Here is a 19,700-nt window from a genome sequence, read left to right as displayed (position 1 = left end):
AATAGCCAATCACGGATGAACCTACTATAATAAGAAGTGGGTAAGGGGGAAAGCGGACTTATCCGTTTTCTCCCTTTTTGTATATTCAAAAGAAGATGAAGGAGTGTAGTTTTCATGAAGTCAAAAATGACGATGAAAGATATCGATGTTCGAGGGAAGCGCGTTTTCGTTCGGGTCGATTTTAACGTACCGATGAAGGATGGCATCATTACGGATGATACACGAATCCAAGCAGCATTACCGACAATTCAATATTTAGTAGGCGAAGGCGCGAAAGTGATTTTAGCAAGCCATTTAGGTCGTCCAGGTGGAGAAGTAAAAGAAGAGTTACGTCTCGCACCAATCGCAAAACATTTAGAAACGTTACTCGACCAAAAAGTGGAAGCACTTTCAGAGTCAATCGGTGAAACGGTGGAAGCGAAAGTAGCAGAAATGGAAGACGGAGACGTCATCTTATTAGAAAACGTTCGTTTCCATGCGGGCGAGCAAAAGAACGACGAAACATTGAGTAAAGCATTCGCACGCTTAGCCGACGTTTATGTGAATGACGCATTCGGCGCAGCACACCGTGCACATTCGTCAACAGCAGGCATCGCATCATTCGTCGATGTGAGCGTATCAGGCTTATTGCTTGAAAAAGAAATCGAAGTACTCGGCGCAGCGCTCGAAACACCGAAACGTCCGTTCACAGCGATCATCGGTGGCGCGAAAGTGAAAGATAAAATCGGTGTCATCGATCATTTACTCGACAAAGTCGATCATTTATTAATCGGTGGTGGCTTATCGTACACATTCTCGAAAGCACAAGGACATGATGTCGGAAACTCACTCGTCGAAGAAGATAAAATAGATCTTGCGAAAAGCTTTATCGAAAAAGCAGAGCAAAAAGGTGTCAGCATGCACTTGCCGACAGACGCTGTGATCGCGGATGAATTCAGTGCGGAGGCGAATGTCCAACAAGTTGCAATCGACAGCATTCCAGCAGGATGGATGGGATTAGATATCGGACCAGAAACGGCGAAACACTATGCTGAAATTATCGAGAAGTCACAACTCATCATTTGGAACGGACCGATGGGCGTCTTCGAAATGAAACCGTTCGAAAACGGCACAAAAACTGTAGCTGAAGCGATGGCGACGACAGCTGGTTACACAGTGATCGGCGGGGGAGACTCAGCAGCAGCAGTTGAGCAATTCGACTTAGCGGATAAAATGGACCATATTTCTACAGGCGGAGGCGCTTCATTAGAGTTAATGGAGGGTAAAGTATTACCAGGTATCGCAGCATTAAGCGAAAAATAAGAGGAGGCATTCCATTGCGTAAAAAAATTATTGCAGGAAACTGGAAAATGTATAAAACAATCGAAGAAGCGATCCATTTCTTCGAAGAAATTCGTGGAAATATTTATGAAAGTGACAAAGTCGAGGCATTAATTTGCCCACCGACATTATATGTTGCACCATTGCTCGCGGGAACGTTAGACATCCCGGTGAAAATCGGTGCACAAACGATGCATTACGAAAACGAGGGAGCATTTACAGGTGAAGTGAGCCCAGCGATGCTCAAAAGCATTCAAGTTCCTTACGTCATCATCGGCCACTCAGAACGCCGTGAATATTACAATGAAACAGACGAAACGGTAAACAAAAAAGTACAAGCGGCATTCGATCACGGCATTACACCAATAATCTGCGTAGGCGAATCACTCGAAACACGTGAAGCAAATGACACAGAAAGCTTTGTGAATGACCAAGTAGCGAAAGCATTTGAAAATGTGACAGCTGAACAAGCGAAAGAAGCGGTCATCGCGTATGAACCGATTTGGGCAATCGGCACAGGGAAAACAGCGACAGCAGACGATGCGAACACAGTATGTGGCGCAATTCGTAGCAAAATGGCAGAACTCTACAATGACGATGTCGCACAAGCGGTACGCATCCAATACGGCGGTAGCGTAAAACCAGGCAATATCGAAGAATTACTTGAAAAAGAACATATTGATGGAGCGCTTGTCGGTGGAGCTAGTTTAGATCCTGTGTCATTTTTACAACTAGTTGAAGCGGGGGCGAAGTAATGACAAAACCAGTAGCACTCATTATTTTAGACGGATTCGGACTTCGTGACACAGTAGAAGGAAATGCGGTTGCACAAGCGAACAAACCGAATTATGATAAATATTGGAACAACTATCCACATACGACTTTGGAAGCATCAGGTGAAGCAGTCGGATTACCAGATGGACAGATGGGGAACTCAGAAGTCGGTCATACGAATATCGGAGCAGGCCGTGTCGTTTATCAAAACTTAACGCGTATCTTCCGTTCGATTGCTGGCGGTGAATTTTTTGAACTCGCTCCTTTAAAACGCGCGATGCAACATGCGAAAGAAAAAGGAAGCGCACTTCACTTGCTCGGTCTTTTATCAGACGGTGGCGTGCACAGCCATTACGAGCATTTATTCGCTTTATTACAAATGGCGAAAAATGAAGGATTAACGAAAGTGTACGTACACGGATTTTTAGACGGCCGTGACGTCGCACCGAAATCTGCTTTAACGTATATCGAAGAAACAGAACGTAAAATGAACGAATACGGAGTTGGCGAATTCGCCACAATTTCAGGTCGTTATTACGCGATGGACCGCGACAAACGTTGGGAGCGTACACAAGCAAGCTATGATGCGATGGTGTACGGCAAAGGTTCGGAATATCCTTCTGCAGAAGCGGGCGTGCTCGCTTCGTACGAACAAGATGTCGTCGATGAATTCGTCGTTCCGTTCGTCGTTGAACGAGATGGCAAACCTGTCGGGACGATCGAAGAAGACGATGCACTCATCTTCTTTAACTTCCGTCCAGACCGCGCGATTCAATTGTCACGTGCTTTCACGGAAGAAGGTTTTGACGGATTCGACACAGGAGCGAAAAACTTCGACAATATGCCCTACATTACATTCACGCACTATAGCGATGAAGTACGGGGCGAAGTCGTTTTCAAAAAAGAAAACTTAGTGAATACGTTCGGAGAAGTTGTAGCGAATGCCGGATTACGTCAGTTACGCATCGCCGAAACTGAAAAATATCCACACGTTACATTTTTCTTCAGCGGTGGGAAAGAAGACGAATACGCAGGAGAAAAACGCATTTTAATTCATTCACCGAAAGTGGCGACGTATGACTTGAAGCCAGAAATGAGCGCTTATGAAGTGACGGACGCACTCGTTGATGAAATCGAAAATGATCGTCAAGACGTTATCATTTTAAACTATGCGAATCCAGATATGGTCGGTCATAGCGGTATGTTGGAACCGACGATTCAAGCGATCGAAGCGGTTGACGAATGTCTCGGACGTGTCGTTGATGCAATCGTTGCGAAAGGTGGCGTCGCACTCATTACGGCGGACCACGGAAACGCAGACGAAGTCATCACCGATGCAGGCAAACCGATGACGGCCCACACGACGAACCCAGTTCCACTCATCGTAACAAAAGAAGGTGCGGAGTTGCGCGAAGGTGGAATTTTAGCCGATTTAGCACCGACCATGTTACACTTATTACAGTTAGACAAACCTGCCGAAATGACAGGTCAATCAATTATCGAGGGAGAGAATAACTAATGCCAATCATTACACATATCCAAGGAAGAGAAGTTATCGATTCACGAGGCAATCCAACAGTAGAAGTTGAAGTATTTACAGAAAGCGGTGCATTCGGCCGTGCGATGGTTCCGTCAGGAGCATCAACTGGTGAATACGAAGCGGTAGAATTACGCGACGGAGATAAAGCACGTTACCTCGGTAAAGGAGTTTTACAAGCGGTCGAAAACGTCAACACATTCATCGCCGAAGAGCTCATCTTAAACTACTCTGTACTTGATCAAGTTGTAATTGACGAAGCTTTAATCGCTTTAGATGGTACGCCAAATAAAGGCAAACTCGGTGCGAACGCAATTTTAGGTGTGTCAATGGCCGTTGCACACGCAGCAGCAGACTACTTAGATATGCCGTTATACCAATATTTAGGTGGCGTAAACGCGAAGCAACTTCCAGTACCGATGATGAATATTTTAAACGGTGGAGAGCACGCGGATAACAACGTAGACATTCAAGAGTTTATGATTATGCCAGTAGGTGCAAAAGACTTCCGTGAAGCGATGCGTATGGGCGCTGAAATTTTCCACTCATTAAAAGCAGTACTTCACGACAAAGGTTTGAATACAGCAGTAGGTGACGAAGGTGGCTTCGCTCCAAACTTAAAATCAAACGAAGAAGCGCTTCAAACAATCATCGAAGCGATCGAAAAAGCAGGCTATAAACCAGGCGACGACATCCGCCTCGCAATGGACGCAGCATCTTCAGAGTTCTACAATAAAGAAGACGGCAAGTACCACTTAGTTGGAGAAGGCGTCGTATACACTTCTGAAGAAATGGTCAACTGGTACGCTGAAATGTGCGACAAATACCCAATTATCTCGATTGAAGACGGCTTAGACGAAAACGACTGGGCAGGTCACAAATTGTTAACAGAGAAGCTCGGCGACAAAGTACAACTCGTAGGAGATGACTTATTCGTTACGAACACTGAAAAATTAGAGCGCGGTATTCAAGAAGGCATTTCAAACTCTATTTTAATTAAAGTGAACCAAATCGGTACATTAACAGAAACATTCGACGCGATCGAAATGGCGAAACGCGCTGGATACACAGCTGTTATTTCACACCGTTCTGGTGAAACAGAAGACGTAACGATCGCAGATATCGCGGTTGCGACGAACGCTGGACAAATTAAAACAGGTGCACCATCACGTACAGACCGTGTGGCGAAGTATAACCAACTTCTCCGCATCGAAGAACAACTCGATAAAACAGCACGTTATGAAGGATTAAATTCTTTCTATAACATCGAAAAATAAATTTTAAAAAGCCTCGTTACGCATTTTGCTGTAACGGGGTTTCTTTGCATGTACTTCTATCGAAAATAGTTGCTTCACTGCTCGTAGTTTGTTAAAATGAGGAGAGTTGTTAGTATTAATCAGGAGGTGGAAAAAGTGCATTCTTTATTAGTGACTTTATTATTAATCGTGGCAATCGGCCTCATCGTTGTAGTTTTATTACAGTCTGGAAAAAGCGCAGGTTTGTCAGGAGCCATCTCTGGTGGTGCTGAACAACTATTCGGTAAACAAAAAGCACGTGGATTAGATTTAGTCTTACAACGTGTCACCATTGTATTATCTGTCTTATTTTTCGTATTAACTTTAGCTGTGATGAAATTTTAATAAAATGATCCAAGCCGAGCCAATATCCGTTGGTTCGGCTTCTTTTTTTTAAAAAGAAGCGAGAACTGTTACACTAGAGGTAAATGGATGAGAAGGAGAGTATGGGAATATGAAAATCGTTCAACCAAAGCCGTTTTTCTTTGAACACGGACCACGTGCGGTGCTGTTATTGCATGGCTTTACAGGAACATCAGCAGACGTGCGCATGTTCGGGCGTTATTTGGAGAAAAAGGGGTATACATCTCATGCCCCGCATTATCGCGGACATGGTGTTCCACCGGAAGAATTGATCAAAACGAACCCCGATCAATGGTGGGAAGATGTGGTCGAAGGGTATGAATTTTTACGCACAAAAGGGTATGAAGAAATCGCAGTAGCAGGCTTATCATTAGGGGGCGTCTTTTCCTTGAAATTAAGCACGGAATATCCAGTGCTCGGCATCGCGCCGATGTGTGCGCCAATGTCGATGAAAACGACAGACCTCATGTATGAAGGGGTCCTGCAATATGCGGAACAATATAAAAAATATGAAGGTAAATCCGAAGAAGAAATCGAACGAGAAGTTGCGGCATTGCGCGAGCAGACGATGGATTCCCTTCCTGAGTTACAACAACTTGTAAAAGAGACACGCGCAACATTGGATGAAGTGTACGCTCCGACATTCGTCGTACAAGGACGACTCGATCGCGTCATCGATCCACAATCTGCGCAAGTCATTTACGATGACATTTCGTCATCGGATAAAACATTAAAATGGTATGAGGAGTCAGGACATATTATTACATTAGATAAAGAGAAAGAACAATTGCATGAAGATTTATTTGCATTTTTAGAACAATTACCTTGGACAGTTTCATAATAGAAAGGAGGAGAACAATGGAAGAACAATTACAAGAGCGCTTACTCGAATTGATGCGCAACCCGAAGTATTCACCGAGTACAGTCGCACAAATCGAAGAACATCTACAACTCGATGGTGCTGAACAGTTTAAACAGTTGGTGAAAACATTAGTTCAATTAGAACAGAGAGGGGATATCGTACGTTCCAGAGCGAATCGTTACGGTATACCAGAGCGGATGAATCATTTGAAAGGCCGCTTTATCGGACACGCAAAAGGGTTCGGCTTCGTCGCACCGATGGAAGAGAAGATGGATGATATTTTCATTCCACCGAACGCGACAAATGGCGCACTCGATGGTGATACTGTTCTCGTACAAGTATCCGAACATTCTCACGGAGATCGCCGAGAAGGGGAAGTGACGAAAATTGTCGAACGTCAAAAACGTTCCGTCGTTGGAACATTTTACGGTTCGGAAGAGTATAGCTATGTCGTTCCCGATGATAAAAAGATTCCGATCAATATTTTTATTGCGGAAGGACAAACGCTCGGTGCGATGGAAGGACATAAAGTCGTCGTCGAAATGACGAATTATCCGACTGAAATATCAGGCGCGACCGGTTATGTGACGAAAGTGCTCGGTCATAAAAATGACCCAGGTGTCGATATTTTATCGATCGTTTACAAACATGGCATCCCGACAGAATTTCCAGAAGAAGTGATGGAACAAGCGAATGCTATTCCGGATCACGTCTTACCCGAACAGATGGAAGGGCGCATGGACTGCAGACAAGACTTGACGATTACGATTGACGGAGCGGATGCGAAAGACTTAGACGACGCGATTTCGGTCGAACGAATGGAAGACGGCACATTCATTTTAACGGTGCACATTTCAGACGTCAGTTATTATGTGACGGACGGTTCACCGATGCAGGAAGAAGCGTATGAACGTGGCACGAGTGTCTACTTAATCGACCGCGTCATCCCGATGTTGCCACACCGACTTTCGAACGGAATTTGTTCGTTAAATCCAGGCGTTGATCGCTTAACGATGTCATGTCGCATGCATATCGACGAATCAGGAAAAGTGCTCGACCACGAAATTTTCGAATCGGTCATTAACTCGAAAGAGCGTATGACGTACGATGAGGTGTATCACATTATCGACCACCATGATGCGGAATTAATGGAGAAGTACGAACATGTCGTGCCAATGTTATTCGATATGGCGAAGCTTGCGAAAATTTTACGCACACGTCGTTTCGAACGCGGCGCAATTGACTTCGACTTTAAAGAGTCGAAAGTGATCGTCGATGAAGCAGGATGGCCGACAGAAATCGAAATGATTGAACGGACGGTATCAGAACGTTTAATCGAAGAGTTTATGTTAGCGGCGAACGAAACCGTCGCAGAACATTTCCACTGGATGCAGTTGCCGTTTTTATACCGAATTCACGAAAATCCGAAAGAAGAAAAATTACAACGTTTCTTTGAGTTTATTACCCATTTCGGTATTTCGGTGAAGGGGGTCGGCAATACAGTTCACCCGCGTGCCTTACAAGAAATCATCGACGCAATCGCTGGTTTGCCAGAAGAAACGGTCATATCGACGATGTTACTTCGTTCGATGCAACAAGCGAAATACTCGGATCAAAGTCTCGGTCACTTCGGATTATCGACACAATTTTACACGCACTTCACGGCGCCGATTCGTCGTTATCCAGACTTAATCGTCCACCGTCTCATTCGCACATACTTATTAAAAGGCGAAACGGATAAAAAGACGACGGAATATTGGACGAAAGAACTGCCAGAAATTGCGACACATACGTCGAGCTGTGAACGACGCGCCGTCGATGCAGAACGTGACGTAGAAGCGTTGAAAAAAGCGCAATTTATGGTCGACAAAGTCGGCGAAAACTTCGAAGGGGTCATTTCAAGTGTGACGAACTTTGGATTATTTATCGAATTGGATAATACAGTGGAAGGTCTCGTACACGTTCGTGATATGCGCGATGACTACTACAACTTCGACAATCGCACGATGATGATGATTGGAGAACGTACCGCAAAACAGTATCGCATCGGAGACAAAGTCGAAGTTAAAGTGACGAATGTCGTTCCAGAAGAAGGAACGATTGATTTCGTCTTATACAATCCGAATGAACCGGAACGTCAATTTACGAAAAACCGTAAACCACGCGTCATTCAAATGGAAAAGAAACCGCGTCAACGCGCGAAGAAAAAAGGCAATGCGCCGATTGAACGCACAGAGCGCAGCGGTCAAAAAAAAGAGCGTAAGTTTTATGAAACAATCGCTAAAAAATCATCGAAAAAAAGAAGTCGCAAACGAAAATAATGAGAGGTGAGCCAGATGGCAAAAGGACAAGGAAAGGTCGTCGCCGTCAATCGTAAAGCGAATCACAACTTTGCGATTGAGGAGACGATCGAAGCAGGACTCGTCTTACAAGGAACAGAAATTAAATCGATTCGCGCAGGCAAAGTACAAATCGCCGATGCATTCGTCCTCGTGCGAAACAACGAAGCGTGGGTATCGAATATGCACATTAGCCCGTACGAACAAGGGAATCGATACAATCACGATCCCGTGCGTGCACGTAAATTGTTGTTGCATCGTCATCAAATCGATAAACTGCAAGGCAGTGTCCAACAAGACGGTTACGCGATCGTTCCGTTGAAAGTATATTTGAAAAACGGCTTTGCGAAATTGTTAATCGGACTCGGAAAAGGGAAGAAATTGTACGACAAGCGTCACGACTTACGTAAAAAAGATGCACAACGTGAGATGGAACGTGCCTTCAAAGCAAAACAGCAATATTGATAGTTGGTTAGAACTTTGGTATACTATTGGAGTACGTAGAGCTTTGCCTCTATTTCTGTATACGTGTAGAGTGGAACACTCTCCCAATTGCGGGGACGTTACGGATTCGACAGGGGTACTTGAGCTTGAGCTGCGCGTCGGAGGGATCGGCTCCGTCAGAAACGTCAAGCCAATAATAACTGGCAAACAAGAACAAAACTTAGCTTTCGCAGCGTAAGCTGACGAAACTGCCTTTACTGTCTATCGCCCATGTAGTACGGATAAAGGCTCAACTTTAGTGGGATACGTCTTTTCGCTTCCTTCTGTAGCGAGAGAAAGAGATTAATCAGAATAGCACGCGGGACGCCTTGATTGGTGGCATAACGACGTGTGAAATGTAAGTAATCAATCTACACGCGTAGACGCTTGGGTGGCAGGGCCTTTGGACGCGGGTTCGACTCCCGCCGTCTCCATAATACAATTTCATAGTATTTCAAAAATCTTCAAAACCTTTCAAAGTAGGGGTTTTGAAGATTTTTTGTTTCATTCTATTTCATATATTTTCAACCTAACGTAGTCAAATACGTATTCAAAAAAAGTAGATAATTAGATATTCAAGTAGTTAGAAAACTTATTTATTGCTTCTTCTTGTGCTTTCTCGGTAACGTGAGTATAGATATTCATAGTTGTTTGAATGTCGCTATGACCTAAGCGATCTTGTACCTCTTTTAAGCTTGCTCCTGCTTCGAATAGTAGAGAACAATGAGTATGCCTTAATCCATGTGTGGTAATCTGCTTTAAATCGTACTTGAGCTGCACTTGTCGAATCCATTTTCTAGTCATACTTGGTTGAATAAATTGATTATTACTGTTGCTGAATATTAATTGCGATTCATGATGTGTATTAATATAATCGAAGTTATCCTGCTGATATTTTTTCCATTCTTTTAAGATATCAATAGTAGCACTATCGATAATGATGTTTCTAACATCATTAGTTTTAGTTGATTTTACGTAAAGTTTATTATCCTTTCCCCGAGACAATGCCTTATTGATGTGTAATTCATTCTTTTTAAAGTTAACATCTCCCCAAGTTAATGAAAAAGCTTCTCCCTTTCTCATACCAGTAAAAGCAAGGAGTCTAAAAAAAACGTAGGCCATTCTATTATTTTCTTTTTCCAATAAATAAAGAAATTCAAGAAGTTGTTCTTTTGTATAAAAATTCTTTTCGGAAACTTTATTACTAATTAAATCGTGTTTCTTTCTAGGTAATTCAACATACTGAAAAGGATTTCTTGAAATATAATCACGTTTAACAGCAAAATCAAATACTTTCGAAGCGTAAGATTTAACCATTGCATATCGCTTTAATTTATTTGACCATTCATTAAGAGCTTCCTGACAAACCTCAATAGTTATTTTATCTATTTTATATGCTCCTAAAGAAGGTAGTATATGATTTTTAAATATACCTTCAGTTTTAACGAACGTACTTTCTTCTACAGTTTTTTCATATTGTATAATCCATAAATTATACACATCATTAAAAGTTTCTATTTTTCTCTGTCTAAATTCTTTATTAGCAACTTGTAACTTTATCCTTGCTAATTCTAATTCTGCTTGTTTTTTTGATTTAAATCCACGTCTTGTAGTCCTTTCTTGTTTACCAGTTAATTCGTTAGTTCCTAAATATACTTGAAATTTGTATCGAATTTCTCCATTTTTTAAAGTGTATTTTTTTATCATTGAACTTACCACCTTATAAAGTAATTAATCCAATTTAAGAAATGTATACTGTCCTTTTAAATGTAGCTTCATCAATCTCAACATTGTGTACAAGCTTTAATTGTGTCAAATGATCTAAGTTGGCTATATAAGGAATGTCTAAATTAAATTCATGTAAAAGTTCTTTTTTTGCCTTTGGATCTTTTGGCACTAAATTCACTCTGATTAACTGAGATACAAATATTAATGCATCATTATTATTACTAAGTGATTCAGAAGCTCTGTCATCGTAATAAAAGTCGGGTATTTCTCCTGAATATCTCCAATCTACAATAACTTCCCAATAGATATTCATAATTTTGAAATATTCACTTGAAATAATCTTATTAACAATTAAATGAGACACAATATAATAAAATTCTGGAAAACCATTGTATGTGTTTTTATAAAGATGAGTAATATTATTTAATATAATGCTTGAATTTTTTAAGTCGATTTTCAATATTTTAATCCATAAACTATTGCTCGTTTTATTATAGTTTATAGATGTCTTGACATAAACTTCTGTTGTATCGTTATTTATATCTTTTAATTTTATTTTATAGTTAAAATTATAATTTTCTTTTTCATTTCCAAATGATTTGTGTAAAACTAAACCCTTCTCAATATCCAGATCTTTTAAATTAAACATTTCTTCGTAGTCATTTTCATCACAGTCTTCAATGACTAGTTCAAACACGTTATCAACTACTTCTATTAAATCACCAACCCCAACATCTAATGCATTTGTAATTTTTTCTATGGTTGAATATTGAATCCCACTACTTTTTAAATTTGAGAATAAACTCAGCGCATTCATCGAAATACCAGTGAGTTGATGCAATTGAGTCATAGTCATTTTTCTTTCTTTCAATAGAGATTTTAAATTCACTTTAATTGCCAAATAAATCCCTCCGTTTCATTTTATTTAATTATACATCATTACAAGTAGAAATAAGAATATGTGTATGAGTAAGTTAAAATTTGACTCGTTATACAATCACATGTATATTATATTTAATCTATAGAATAATATTTATTGTTTTATAGATTAAAAAATAAGGAGGTGAAGAAATGACTCATAAGATGTTGCTACCTATAACCTTTTCAAATGATAGTTTGCAAGAGTTAGAGAATTTGTTTAGAGAACTAGCCGAAAAGGCAGTAAATGACCTACGAACAAAAGAAACTGTAAAACAATATTTTAATAAAAAAGAAGCTGCTGAATATATAGGAGTAAGTTTTAATACTTTAAAAAGATTTTTAATTGCAGGGTTACCAGTAGTTGATATTGATGGGATGCAATATATCAGAAAAGTGGATATCGACAATTTTTTTGAAAAAAATATCATTTAAGTTAAAACATTAGGAGGATTCAACACATTGATTAAAGGAGTAATAATTATTAATGAAAAAACTGAAAAGAGCATTAATAAAAGAAGAATTAGTAAAATTAACTAATGAGGTAAATGAAGCGATAGTATTAAATCAATTTATATATTGGAGTGAAAGAGTCAAAGACTCTGATAGCTTTTTGAAAGAAGAGATTGAGCGATCTAAAAGATATAATGATGGTTCAGTGATGAGTCCAGAAGAAGCAAAATCTACATTGCTTAATGGTTGGATTTATAAAACGGCTGAGGAAATGTTAGATGAAACTATGTTAACAATTAGCAGACAAACAATGGATCGTGTATTAAAAAATCTAGTTGATAAAAAGTTTGTGAACCGTAGAAGAAATCCAAAATATAAGTGGGATAAGACATGGCAATATCGAGTAGACTTGCAATTTATTAACCAGAAACTTATTGAGTTAGGTTATTCCCTAGAAGGTTATTCTTTACCTAATAGTTATTTTGAACAGTCCGAAGTTCAAAATGAGCAATCGAAAGTCCAATATGGGCATACGAAGGCTCAATATGAGCAATCGAAAGTCCAATATGAGCAATCGAATGCTCAAGATGAGCAAGCAATACCAGAGATTACTACAAAGACTACTACAAAAATTACTACAGAAAATAATAATGTTGTTTCAGAAGATATATCCATATACAAAATAATAATTGATTATTTAAATGATAAAACAAAAAAGAGATACAAGTATGATTCAAAGAGTAATCAAAAATATATTAATGGAAGAATATCTGAAGGTTATGATTTTGATGATTTTAAACAAGTGATTGATATAAAAGTGGAAGAGTGGATTGGTACAAAGATGGAGCAATACCTTCGACCTTCAACGTTATTCAATAGTGAGAAATTTGAAGCGTATTTGAATCAAGGTGCAAGGATAAAAAAAGAAAAAGAAGAAGATTCGTCAGTCGAATATGATTATGGTTTTTAAATTGAAGGAGGGAAAAAATGAAATCAGTCAAAGAGTTACATCCGATGTTGAAGATAGTCACCAAAGAAAAAATAGTAGAAACAAAAAAATGTAAATGTAATCAAGTTGTTCAAGTGGTTGAAATAATTTTGCCAGGTGGACCTCGTAAAGGCGAGACTGCCATCATTAATAAAGGGTGCAAATGTGAGGATCTAAAGCTAGCAAAGCAAGCAGAAATAACACATGCTCAAGTATTTTTAAATAATGTATCACTAGTCAACGATGACTTAAAACAAGCTGCATTTGAAAATTTTGAAGTGATAGATAGTGAGTTTAAGAGAGTAAGAGACGTTGTTTATGAATTTGCACTCCATTTTGATCCGAAAAGTGAGTCAAAACAAACATTTATATTCACTGGCACATATGGAATCGGAAAATCGCACTTGGCATATGCAACCGCAAAACATGTCGCTAACATTGGCTATACGGCTATGTTTATTAACTTACCGCAAATGTTAACGAAAATAAAAGCGAGTTACAATCAAACTTCTCATTTTTCGGAAACTAGTTTAATGAATCGCATCACAAAAGTTGATTTATTAATTTTAGATGACATCGGAGCTGATAATGCTTCGACAAGTGAATGGGGCAAAACAAAATTATTTGAAGTTTTAGACAGTAGATTAAATAAATACAATATTTATACAACAAATTTGGGTTCAGAAGAGTTGAAAAGAGCTATTGGCGAAAGAAATTTAAGTCGCCTAATGGATCAGGCAGAGATTTTTAAAATGCATGGAGAAGATTTTAGGAGAAGGCATCTTAAGAAATAGAAAAGTGAGGTGATAAAAATGGCTACAGAAATGATTGGTTTTGATTCGCAACCTTTTGCGATTGTTGTTTGGCTCAAAGATGGAGAAGAAAAGTATAAGACAATCTGCTACAGCAAGGATGAAGTGTATGAAACAACAAGACGATCGAGAATAGAAGGAGATTTTTATTTTGGAAAGGACTATTTTATCATTCAAGATTTTGTAATGCTCAAAACGTGCAATACAAAAAAAGCACCCCCTTGGCAGGAGCGCAATGTAATATGATTTTTGGCGAAATCATATTACTAACAAGTAAAACAAATATTAGTGCTGACGTCAATCAGTGAAGAGGTGATCACTTGTTAAATTATGTACAAACACACGTCATTCAAGAATTTAATTACGATCAAGTAAAAGATATATTGATTGATCAAAAAAAGTTCTTTATCAAATATTGTGAGCAGGCTTGGTTAGAGCGGTATTTTATCATGCAGCGAATGGCAAGTATGGTCGAGATTGGTTCACTCACGACCATGTATGCAGATACTCCTATCTCAAAACAAGCATCAAATAAAAGTAAAGTCGAAGAGTTAACGCTAAAGAAGCTAGGTGCTGAAGAGTGGATTGCTACTTTTCATGAAGTATTAAAAAAACTACCTGAAGATTATCAAGAATTAATCGAATTGAGATATTTAACAAGAGGAAGAAATGGCAAGCTTTATAACGATGATTATGTGTATGACACATTGGGCTATTCAAGAGCAACTTATTATCGCTTAAAACCAAAAGCATTGGAGATGCTCGGAATGAAATTGTATCAAGCTGAACACAAAAAATTAAAGGAGGAAGAAAAATGTATCTGAAAATTGCAACGTTCGTAAAAGAAAAATCAAGTTTTATTGAATTGTATCATTTACTTAATCCGTTCATCGCATTTAAAGGAGTGGAAGAAGGGTTTGTTATTAGAGACTGCATAAAACTATTCGAATTGGATTCAGTAGTTACAAGGTGCATCTCAGGGCTTCAAAATCGATTTCAGCATGATAGTTTATCTCAAAATATTACTGATGGGGTAATGTTGCTCAACTATGCCTATAAGCATTTATATGAATTAGAAAAAGAGTTCATCCAATCCAATCAACATATTACTGTTACTGACATTGAGCCTTTCATAATTTTTTCGAAGTTTAATGAAGTTGAAATGGGACAAGTATCACAAGTCATATAAAAGAGGATATCACTAATATTTATCCAATAAGAGAATGAAGAAGTAGAGTCTATTGAATTTAAAATCCTATACAATATCTTTTTATTTCTTTCCCAGCTATCTTTTAAGTGTAGATTCGTCAGAAATTTCAATACAAATGAATCGATAAAAAATAAAAAGTAGGAAGAGAAATACAAAATGAATTAGCAGTTCAATCAAAAGTGAGGGATGGGATAAAAGAGCCGAAAATGGTTTTAAAATGAAAGTAAACTCAAAAAAGGCAAGTGAAATCAGCATAAAAACCGATAGCAATGTGATAGAAAGTTTGAAAATAATGCTATCAAAGTGATAGTTCAACCAAAAATACCGATAGCAAAGCGATATAAAATTGAAAAACGCTGTACACAGACAAAACTCGGCACTGCCGAGGATATCACAGCATGTGATAACACTTTGTCCTTATGCTCTTATTTAACCAATTACTTAAAGCTCTTGTTTAACTAGTTTTATCGAAAGGAGTGATGAAGTTGGATGTACTGATTCGAGGTGTAGATGCAATTGCAGTGAAGAAAATCGATGAGAAAGCGAGACAATTAGGGACGAGTCGTTCACAACTTGGAAAGCAAATATTAGAAAAATATGCACGTGATGGACTGTTAGAAGAGGATCGAAAAGCATATGCAAATGTATTAACGGATATCAAATTATTGCTTGAAATTCAAACGAAGAAAATAGCAAGAGTGGAAGAAGTCGTGGATCGACAAATGATTTTAACTGCGTTACTAACTGGCATGGAAGTACAAGAACTCGAACAAATTATTCAAAGATACACAATTGAAAATGAAGGAGGGATTCTAGAGTGAGCAAGGTACAAAAGTTATTTCGATTTACAGAAGAAATGGATCAGAAGATTAAAAGATATGCGCAACATTTACATGTGAGTCAATCACAATTTATGGCTATGACTGTCGATTATTTTATTAAAAATGAAGGTGCTGAATACGTTGGATTCTATGAAGCGATGGGGAAGATGTTTGAAGATTATCAAAAAGAAATAAATAATGAATTAAAAAAGATTAAGTTGGGAGTCAACCAAATTTCAAAAGAAAGTCAAATGCAAATCGAATTTTGGAACAATCAATACCTTGAAAAAGGAACGGGGAATTTATTAACGTCAGATGTCAAAAAATCAAATGAAGTATCTTTAGCAGAAGCGAATATTCAAAATCGAATCTTAAAAATGCAACAGAAAAAATATAGTTAAGGAAATCATTAAATGAACATGAGGTGTTCGTCACATGTCAAAAATTACTCCAGTTGTCAATCTCATGATGGATTTTGATTGTCCAAATCCAAAGGCTACTACTAAAAAATATGGAGGATACGTTTCCTATATTGATCGTGAGGATGCTAAAGACAAGAAAGAGCAACCACTCCAATTGTCGGAGATGAACCAAGTGGAAGGAGTCTTTCATAGTTACATGGACTATATGAAAGATGAGATGAAAAATGGTCAACTCTTCTCGGCAGAAGAAGATGTAATCGCAGAAGAGAGATTGGAAGAAGTGAGAGAGTTGTATGCCCAAGCAGAAGAAAAAGGGTCTCCTCTTTGGAAAGACGTGTTGAGTTTTGATAATGACTGGCTTGAAGAACAGGGACTATACAAAGGCGAGACACACTGGTTAAACGAGAAGAAAATGAAAGAAATTGTTCGTGGGGCGATGAATAAAATGGTTGAAGAAGAAAAGATGCATGATCCGATTTGGACTGCATCTTTTCATTATAATACGGACAACATACATGTGCATATCGCCACAGTTGAGTTAGATCCGAGTCACCTTCCCCTTGTTCATGGACAAGATAAAAAGACGAAAGAAATGTTATTTGATGAACAAGGAGAGCCTATCTTACAAAGGAGAGGATGGCGAAAAGATAAAACAAGAATGGCAGTACGGTCGAGTGTAGCGAATCAAATTGTTGACCGTAGTAAAGCTTACAAACGGATTGATGAACTGATTCGAGACACTGCGACTAAAACGAAAACGATTGATCTAACCGAAGTACAAGAGGTTTCACAGCTCTTTGAACAGGCATTACATTATCTTCCAAAAGAAATGAATCAATGGTATTATAGATATCATACAGTTAATGAAGCTCGTCCTTACATCGATGAGCTTGTAGACACATATCTTTCAACTTATCACTCAGAAGAACTCGAGGAACTTCATCTTCAATTAGATGAACAGGTAGCACTGTCAGAACGGTTATATGGTTCAGATAGTCAATTTGACAGTTATAAACAGAATAAACTCGATGATTTACGAGAGCGAATGGGCAATGCGGTTTTACATACGATGCGAGCAGTCGAAAAAGAAAGAAGAACTGCTTTTAGTACTAGTAAGAAGAGCAAGCAGCATTCGCAACCAAGTATTCATCAACTTTTATCGCAAGATCAAAGACATAAGATGCAAGTCAGGCAAGCAGTCTTTCAATTGAACCAAGTCATGAGGAAGTCTTTCCATGACTATCAAAAAGAAAGAAATCAACAAGAGTTTGATCGTATGATTGAAGGATTTGATTATGAATAGTATCTAAATGAACGCTTTCACTATTGGTTTTAAACATGTTGTCAGTGAAAGTAAGAAACAATAAATATCAAGTATAATCAGGAGGTTTTTCTATGAAGATTATTTTAAATCAAGTACGCTGCAGAAAGTGTAATAATGTAATTGTCTCTAAACATCGACATGATAATCGATCGTGTAAATGTAACGCTATTTTTATTGATGGCGGCACAGACTATCAACGAATGGGTTGGGGGAGAGGTGAAGCCGATGCAGTAATGGAAGACTTTATTGATACAAGCCTATCTATTTATCAGATGTCTGAACCAAAGCATCAAAATTTAGAAGAGTTTTTTGAAGTAATTAGAGCACTAGCAGAACAGATTGAAGCAATGAAAAAAGGTGAGAACATTTATGAAGTCAGTCACTATGAAAGGAGACTAAAAGGGCATTTAGCTGATTTAGTTAATTTAAAACATGAGTTAGATTATCGAGAGACTAGCGAAGAATAATGAGCCGTTTCTATGCGTAGTATATTTTCAGTGAAGTAGGTAACTTATAGTGTTATGTTTAAAGACTCTAACATTATTATGAAAAAAGTTATAATAGTTGTAATTATTAGTTTTGAAAATTATTCGAAACTAATTTTAAATAAAGCTAAAATGTTATCTTATCAAATTATAGAAGGGTTTGAAGTAAATGGACAACAAAAGAGAATTATTAGAGTTGGAAAATAGGTTAAATGCTTTGTATGATAAAAAAAATGAAGGTATGAGATCTACTGTTGTATTAGATTCAGTTTCAATTGAAGAGTTAACAAATGAGCATATAGATGAACTAAATCAATTTCATGCAACAGAAGTAGCTATGATTGAGAAAGACGATAGTTATTTTTGTGGGTTAAGAGCAAATCACTTTGTAGTAGAAGTTGGTTGGTCCGAGAGTAGAGAGGAAAATGTTATTGTTTATCTGATTACTTGTAATCACAAAGGTTTAAGAGCGATGACAATGATGGCAATGACTCCTTAAACAAATCTAAATGAGGCGTATCGGGTCAGATTTTGAACATTTTTATACATTAAATTGCTCTTTAAATAGTACGATAATATAATAAATCTAGCATTGCGTACGAGGATGTGTCCAAAAAGATTGTTACTCTTAACGGATGCATCCTTTCTTCTTTTTAATTGATTATAGCAAGGTTCATTCTCAGATTATCTATCGTACTGAATAAGAAAATAACTGGTTAAAGTATAATACAAGCTTCTCACATATATAGGGAATATTGATGGAGTGTTCTTTTAGCTGTATTATTAGTTTTATATTACAGTTTATTAAGAAGGCTAGTTAATAAGCTGAGCTATTAATAAAATATCTTACAACATAATAGAAGGCAATCTGCAGAGCTTTTGAGAAAATACTCACCTATAAAAAGTAAAAATGTAATAGCAAGACGATTCCAAGGTATGTTCTCGAAAACATCATCAGACTTACAGTTTGATGATGTAACAAAAAACATTAGCTGTTGGAACGGTCTTGTAAAGCGTAATGGTGATTCAAACAAAACTTTTGGCTTACCAATGAAAAGAGCAATTGCATTTACAGTCACAATTAAAGATTCAAAATGATTACAGAAATGTTTTCAACTGTTGTAGATGAATATCTATTTATAGAACAAAACATATATGGACGACAATTTAAAATAGAAAATTCAACATGCGGATGGAACAATGAATGCTGTTGAGAAAATGAGGAAATCGACTGGTTAAAGAGCGAATTACCCGATAACAATTGTCGAGGGCTGTCCCATGCTCGTTTTTTAAAACAGAAGATGTAGACGTACCTGATTTAAATGCTGTTATGTTTTAAAACCACATAAATCGAAAATTGATATAGCACAAGCAGTAGGGCGAGTTATGCGAACAGCAGAAGGTAAAACTATTGCTATATTATTTTACTATCTGGAGTAACGGGAGGGGCAGAAGCTCATTCCATTTTGGACAACAATGAGAAGTATGCAGTGGTTTGTTAAAATTTAAACGTACGATCCATTGATGAAAGGTTTGATGTTACGATTAATAAGCTTGAATAATATA

The 19,700-nt window shown here is 37.9% G+C and carries 21 protein-coding genes and 1 other RNA gene; 20 read left to right on the top strand and 2 right to left on the bottom strand.

Features of this window, described 5'->3' with window-relative positions:
- Positions 1–114 precede the first annotated feature (114 nt).
- The 9 genes from IRY55_RS07505 (at position 115) to ssrA (ending at position 9,410) form a co-directional block, all read left to right on the top strand.
- On the top strand, positions 115–1,302 hold the full coding sequence (locus tag IRY55_RS07505; RefSeq protein ID WP_194562692.1) for a phosphoglycerate kinase: 1,188 nt from the start codon (positions 115–117) through the stop codon (positions 1,300–1,302).
- Positions 1,303–1,316: 14 nt separating this feature from the next.
- Positions 1,317–2,075 carry a triose-phosphate isomerase gene (gene tpiA / locus IRY55_RS07500; protein WP_194562691.1) on the top strand — a complete coding sequence of 253 codons (759 nt, stop codon included), beginning with the start codon at positions 1,317–1,319 and terminating at the stop codon, positions 2,073–2,075.
- Complete coding sequence (gpmI, locus tag IRY55_RS07495; RefSeq protein ID WP_194562690.1) at positions 2,075–3,613, top strand: 2,3-bisphosphoglycerate-independent phosphoglycerate mutase; 1,539 nt, start codon at positions 2,075–2,077, stop codon at positions 3,611–3,613. The genes tpiA and gpmI overlap by 1 nt, the downstream gene beginning before the upstream one ends.
- Positions 3,613–4,908, top strand: coding sequence for a phosphopyruvate hydratase (eno, locus tag IRY55_RS07490; protein ID WP_194562689.1), 1,296 nt, complete (start codon positions 3,613–3,615; stop codon positions 4,906–4,908). The genes gpmI and eno overlap by 1 nt, the downstream gene beginning before the upstream one ends.
- A gap of 135 nt (positions 4,909–5,043) precedes the next feature.
- Complete coding sequence (gene secG, locus IRY55_RS07485; RefSeq protein WP_194562688.1) at positions 5,044–5,271, top strand: preprotein translocase subunit SecG; 228 nt, start codon at positions 5,044–5,046, stop codon at positions 5,269–5,271.
- A gap of 109 nt (positions 5,272–5,380) precedes the next feature.
- On the top strand, positions 5,381–6,130 hold the full coding sequence (locus IRY55_RS07480; protein ID WP_194562687.1) for an alpha/beta hydrolase: 750 nt from the start codon (positions 5,381–5,383) through the stop codon (positions 6,128–6,130).
- A 17-nt stretch (positions 6,131–6,147) separates the two neighbouring features.
- Entirely contained in the window at positions 6,148–8,472 is a 2,325-nt protein-coding gene (gene rnr / locus IRY55_RS07475; protein WP_194562686.1) for a ribonuclease R, read from the top strand.
- Between the two features lie 15 nt (positions 8,473–8,487).
- The gene (gene smpB / locus IRY55_RS07470; protein ID WP_194562685.1) at positions 8,488–8,955 is read left to right on the top strand and encodes an SsrA-binding protein SmpB; all 468 of its coding nucleotides are present in this window, start codon (positions 8,488–8,490) and stop codon (positions 8,953–8,955) included.
- A gap of 91 nt (positions 8,956–9,046) precedes the next feature.
- Positions 9,047–9,410, top strand: a transfer-messenger RNA (tmRNA) gene (gene ssrA, locus IRY55_RS07465).
- 130 nt (positions 9,411–9,540) lie between these two features.
- Here ssrA and IRY55_RS07460 read toward each other — a convergent pair.
- Together IRY55_RS07460 and IRY55_RS07455 are read right to left on the bottom strand one after the other, a co-directional pair.
- Positions 9,541–10,680 carry a site-specific integrase gene (locus tag IRY55_RS07460; protein ID WP_194562684.1) on the bottom strand — a complete coding sequence of 380 codons (1,140 nt, stop codon included), beginning with the start codon at positions 10,678–10,680 and terminating at the stop codon, positions 9,541–9,543.
- A gap of 34 nt (positions 10,681–10,714) precedes the next feature.
- On the bottom strand, positions 10,715–11,602 hold the full coding sequence (locus tag IRY55_RS07455; RefSeq protein WP_194562683.1) for a helix-turn-helix domain-containing protein: 888 nt from the start codon (positions 11,600–11,602) through the stop codon (positions 10,715–10,717).
- Between the two features lie 170 nt (positions 11,603–11,772).
- Here IRY55_RS07455 and IRY55_RS07450 point away from each other — a divergent pair, with 170 nt between their 5' ends.
- The 11 genes from IRY55_RS07450 (at position 11,773) to IRY55_RS07400 (ending at position 18,633) form a co-directional block, all read left to right on the top strand.
- Positions 11,773–12,054, top strand: coding sequence for a helix-turn-helix domain-containing protein (locus tag IRY55_RS07450; protein WP_213086685.1), 282 nt, complete (start codon positions 11,773–11,775; stop codon positions 12,052–12,054).
- Between the two features lie 52 nt (positions 12,055–12,106).
- On the top strand, positions 12,107–13,042 hold the full coding sequence (locus IRY55_RS07445; protein ID WP_194562682.1) for a conserved phage C-terminal domain-containing protein: 936 nt from the start codon (positions 12,107–12,109) through the stop codon (positions 13,040–13,042).
- A gap of 17 nt (positions 13,043–13,059) precedes the next feature.
- On the top strand, positions 13,060–13,854 hold the full coding sequence (locus IRY55_RS07440) for an ATP-binding protein (RefSeq protein ID WP_194562681.1): 795 nt from the start codon (positions 13,060–13,062) through the stop codon (positions 13,852–13,854).
- A gap of 18 nt (positions 13,855–13,872) precedes the next feature.
- A complete protein-coding gene (locus IRY55_RS07435) occupies positions 13,873–14,118 on the top strand; it encodes a hypothetical protein (protein WP_194562680.1) in 246 nt (81 codons plus the stop codon).
- Positions 14,119–14,192: 74 nt separating this feature from the next.
- Entirely contained in the window at positions 14,193–14,696 is a 504-nt protein-coding gene (locus tag IRY55_RS07430; RefSeq protein ID WP_194562679.1) for an ArpU family phage packaging/lysis transcriptional regulator, read from the top strand.
- Entirely contained in the window at positions 14,687–15,061 is a 375-nt protein-coding gene (locus tag IRY55_RS07425) for a hypothetical protein (protein WP_194562678.1), read from the top strand. The genes IRY55_RS07430 and IRY55_RS07425 overlap by 10 nt, the downstream gene beginning before the upstream one ends.
- 506 nt (positions 15,062–15,567) lie before the next feature.
- Positions 15,568–15,903 (top strand): hypothetical protein, encoded by a 336-nt coding sequence (locus IRY55_RS07420; RefSeq protein WP_194562677.1) that lies wholly within the window; start codon positions 15,568–15,570, stop codon positions 15,901–15,903.
- The gene (locus IRY55_RS07415; protein WP_194562676.1) at positions 15,900–16,304 is read left to right on the top strand and encodes a hypothetical protein; all 405 of its coding nucleotides are present in this window, start codon (positions 15,900–15,902) and stop codon (positions 16,302–16,304) included. The genes IRY55_RS07420 and IRY55_RS07415 overlap by 4 nt, the downstream gene beginning before the upstream one ends.
- A 34-nt stretch (positions 16,305–16,338) precedes the next feature.
- Positions 16,339–17,628: a MobP2 family relaxase gene (gene mobP2, locus IRY55_RS07410; protein WP_194562675.1), complete on the top strand. Its 1,290-nt coding sequence runs from the start codon at positions 16,339–16,341 to the stop codon at positions 17,626–17,628.
- A gap of 92 nt (positions 17,629–17,720) precedes the next feature.
- Entirely contained in the window at positions 17,721–18,116 is a 396-nt protein-coding gene (locus IRY55_RS13415) for a DUF7695 domain-containing protein (RefSeq protein WP_213086684.1), read from the top strand.
- Between the two features lie 187 nt (positions 18,117–18,303).
- Complete coding sequence (locus IRY55_RS07400; RefSeq protein ID WP_194562674.1) at positions 18,304–18,633, top strand: hypothetical protein; 330 nt, start codon at positions 18,304–18,306, stop codon at positions 18,631–18,633.
- Positions 18,634–19,700 lie beyond the last annotated feature (1,067 nt).

Origin of the sequence: Savagea serpentis, from assembly GCF_015351395.1 — a bacterium.
Taxonomy (GTDB): domain Bacteria; phylum Bacillota; class Bacilli; order Bacillales_A; family Planococcaceae; genus Savagea; species Savagea serpentis.
Note: the sequence above shows the minus strand (reverse complement) of the source record. Positions and strands in the feature narration are given on the sequence as shown.